This window comes from Roseateles sp. P5_E11 (assembly GCF_054049355.1).
Genome location: NZ_JBFUMO010000551.1, coordinates 1 through 3,846, shown reverse-complemented (window position 1 = coordinate 3,846; position 3,846 = coordinate 1). Strand labels below are relative to the sequence as shown.

3 protein-coding genes are annotated in these 3,846 nt (G+C 68.0%); all 3 read right to left on the bottom strand.

The features are described from left to right. A partial coding sequence (locus tag ACXJKR_RS26730; RefSeq protein ID WP_457325395.1) for a tRNA pseudouridine synthase A occupies positions 1 to 501 on the bottom strand: 501 nt, incomplete at its 3' end. A 55-nt stretch (positions 502 to 556) separates the two neighbouring features. Beyond that, positions 557 to 3,073: a FimV/HubP family polar landmark protein gene (locus ACXJKR_RS26725; RefSeq protein ID WP_457325394.1), complete on the bottom strand. Its 2,517-nt coding sequence runs from the start codon at positions 3,071 to 3,073 to the stop codon at positions 557 to 559. 339 nt (positions 3,074 to 3,412) lie between these two features. Next, a partial coding sequence (locus ACXJKR_RS26720; protein ID WP_457325393.1) for an aspartate-semialdehyde dehydrogenase occupies positions 3,413 to 3,846 on the bottom strand: 434 nt, incomplete at its 5' end.

The following is a 3,846-nucleotide window of genomic DNA, read 5'->3' as shown; positions in this document are numbered from 1 at the left end:
CTTCACCGGCGAAGCGGCCTGGCATTCCGAGGAGCGAAAGGACGAGAAGTCWTGCTCGCCGATCAGCCGTTCCGCGGCGGCTTCGAGGGCAGCTTGGTCGAGCGGGCGGAACACCCAGCCACACTGCCCGGATTCGATGGCCGGCCGCACGGCCGATTCCAGCAGCAGATAGGCGTACCGCCTGCCACGCGCGGAATTGCGGGCATGAAAGGTGTCGCCCGGAAAGCGGCACCACTGGATGGCGATGTCGGGCGGCAAGTAGCGGTTGCTGCCGCGCACCCAGGAAAACAGCTCGCGCTCGACCTCGGTATCGAAATGGATGACCTGGTTTATGCCATGCACGCCCGCATCGGTGCGGCCGGCGCAGACCGTGCGGATGGGCTGTGCAGCGAACGCGGACAAGCCTTTTTCAAGCGCATCCTGCACGGTGCGGCCGTCCGGCTGGCTCTGCCAGCCGTTGTAGCCGCCACCGCGGTAGCTGACTCCTAGTGCGACTCTCATGGGCTCCAAGTAAAAACGCCCGGCAAGCCGGGCGTTGAAGTATCGCGGCTGAGCCTTAGCGCAGCTCGTTCAGCATGGCCTGCGCCTTGTCACGCAACGGGCCGCTGGCACGCTGGATCAGCTCCTGGAGCACTTCGCGGGCGCCTTCGGTGTCACCGATCTGACGGAATTCGTCGGCCAGCTCGAGCTGACGCAGCAGCGGGTCGCCTTCGTCATCACCCAGCCCTTCGAGAGCCGCCCCCAGCACCTCGGGATTCGTCTCGCCAGGCAGCGTGGGCTCGCCGAAGTCGAAATCCAGGTCGGTGKACGCCGATGCAGGGACCGCAGGCGACGGCGGCAGCCCCCCCATGCTGCTGAGATCGAAGTTCAGGTCCGGCGCAGGGGGTGCCGTGCGGGTGCCGCGACTGGAGATGTCGAAGTCCATCGTCATCGGCGCCTGCTCAATCGACGCGGGCATGGCCTGGGTGGCCGCCATCGCATTCGGCGAAACCGGCTCGGGCGCATCCAGATCCAGATCAAGCGCCAGGTCGAAGCCGCTGACCGGCCCGGTGTCGGGACCGCCGCGCATCGCATCGGTCGCCATATGAGCCGCAGCCGCCGCAGCAGCGGCCGACGCGCCGCTCGGCAACGCAGTCTGGGGCAGCGTGCTGGCATTCATCGGCTCGGGGCGCAGCTCGGGGCCATCCTCGACATGAGCGGGCGCGCCGCCAGGCTGATAGAGCGGGTTGTCCGGGTCGATGCCGCGCCCCAGCTCCTGGGCCTTGCCCCAGTCCTCGCCCGAACCCTTGGTCTCGGCGTAAAGCTGCACGGCCAGCTGCTCGAAGCCCTTGGTGTCACGGCGCTTGGCGTAGACCTCCAGCAGCTTCAGGCGGATGGCCAGGCGCGTGGGATTGGCGCGCAGCGCTTCCTTGAGGATTTCCTCGGCCTGCAGGTCGCGGCCATAGGCCAGGTAGACGTCGGCTTCCGCGACCGGATCGACGTCACCAATCGCGTCGAGCTGGCTGAGCGAATAGCTCATCGACGACTGGCCGCTGTTCTGCKCGTCGCGCGTGTCGACGCGCTGGCCACCGGTGCCGCCGAAGAAGGAATCGGGCTGCAGGCGGCTTTCGTGGAAGCCGGTCTCGGCTGCATGGGCCGGGCGGCGCGAGCGCAGGCGGTACAGGCCCAGGCCGCCCAGCACGGCGACGAGGACACCGGCCAGGGGCAGCACGATGGGGCTGTCGAGCAATTGCTCGATGAAGCCCGGTGGCTCGGCAGCGGGCGGCGGTGCCAGCGGTGCACTGGCGCGCGGCGCAGGACGGGACGCGGCCGCACTTGCCGCAGCCGCAACCGGTGCCGACGCAGCAGCGGATGCGGGCTCGGCAGTCGCCACGATCGGCGCGGGCAGCACCGGCGTTGCGGGCGCGGGCGCAGACGCTGTGGTGGGCGCCGGCGCCGCTGGCTTGGCCGCACTGGAGAGCTTCTTCAGCTCCTCGACATTGCGGGTCAGCTCGGCCACGCGGGCGGCGGCGTCCTTCTTCTCGGTGTCCTTGGACAGCTTGGCCTCGGCGGCGCTGGCGGCGGTGCTGCCAGCCTTGCTGAGGGTGAGCTTGTCGGGCGTCGGCGCAGCGGCGGGCTTGCGGTCCTCGACGGCGGCCTGCACCTGTCCTTTGGACTGGCGCTCGCTCCCGCTGTTTTGCAGCGTCGGCGCGGCGGAGGCCAGGCGCTGGCGGTAGGCCGAGAAATCGGCGCTCTGGGCCAGGATGACACGACGCRCTTCGGGCGCCGGCACCGCGGCCAGCGAGTCGCTGGACGGGACCTGCAACACGGCACCCGACTTCAGCAGGTTCATGTTGCCGTCGATGAAGGCGTCGGGATTGTTTCGGAACAGGCCGACCAGCATCTGGTCCAGCGAGATGCCGCTGACCTGGGTGCGCGTGGCAATCTTGGACAGCGAGTCGCCAGGGCGCACGGCGTACTCGGAGGCCGCCGTGGCCGGTGGTCGAACGGGAGCGGGTGCGGCAGCAGGCGGGCGGGCCGYGGCCACCGGCGCTGGCGCCGATGCGGAACCGTTGCGCGGCAAGGCTGAAGTCACAGCCGGCGCCGGTGCGGGAACAGCCTCGCTCGACGCAGCGGTGGCCGGCGCAGGCGCGGCGGCCACGGCCGGCGGTGCCGTAATGATCGGCGCGGGCTTGGGCAGGCTTGGCGGGTCGAACAGCAGCGTGTATTCGCGCACCAGGCGGCCACTGGACCAGCTCAATTCGAGGATGACGTCGACAAACGGCTCCTGGACCGAGCGATCACTGCTGACGCGCAGCAGGGTGCGGCCGTTGCTGCGCACGATCTGAACCTGGGTCGACGTCAGCACCGGGTTGTATTCCACGCCAGTGGCGCGGTAGGACTCGGGGGGCGCGACGCGCACCTTCAGCGTCGACGCCTCCTCGGGTGTCAGGCTGGTGACGTCGATCTCGGCGCGCATGGTCTCGCCCAGGGCCGACTGCACATTCAGCTTGCCCAGGCCAAGCGCTTGCGCACCACCGCCGGCTACGAGCAGCGCAGCAGCAAGCGCCAGATGATGGCGAGCAAATCCCATGGGTCGAACTCCCTCGAATGCGTCGCGGATGTAATCTTTCAAGGCATTCCCCAAAGCAACAAGGCGGGGCACAAAGCCCCGCCTGTCTCGATCTTCAGAACGCGCGGCACGAGCCTGGTCTGCACGCTGGTTTGCACGCTGGGCTGCACGTTATAGCCTGTGTCGAGTCTGGAATAAAAAACACAACGGCATCAAGCATATACGCTGAAATGCTCAAGGGGTACCTGATGTGTCGCTTCGTTCCAATATCGACGCCCGGGTGAACCCTAGGTCAAACCGTAAAAGACCGTAAGCAAATCATGCCTTGCGCCACGCGGGGCGCAAGGCATGTTCGGTCTATCAACGCTCGAGCAGGATGCGCAGCATGCGGCGCAGCGGCTCGGCGGCGCCCCACAGCAGCTGGTCACCAATGGTGAAGGCACCCAGGTACTCGGGGCCCATGGCCAGCTTGCGCAGGCGGCCGACGGGGATGGTCATCGTGCCAGTGACGGCCACGGGCGTCAGGTCGCGGATGGTGGCTTCGCGCGTGTTCGGCACGACCTTCACCCAGGCGTTGTCGGCGGCGATCATGGCCTCGATGTCGGCCAGGGGCACGTCCTTCTTCAGCTTGAAGGTCAGGGCCTGGCTGTGGCAGCGCATGGCGCCGACGCGGACGCAGAAGCCGTCGACGGGAATGGCGCCCGAGCCGAGGATCTTGTTGGTCTCGGCCATGCCCTTCCACTCTTCCTTGGACATGCCGTTGCCGAGGTCCTTGTCGATCCAGGGGATCAGCG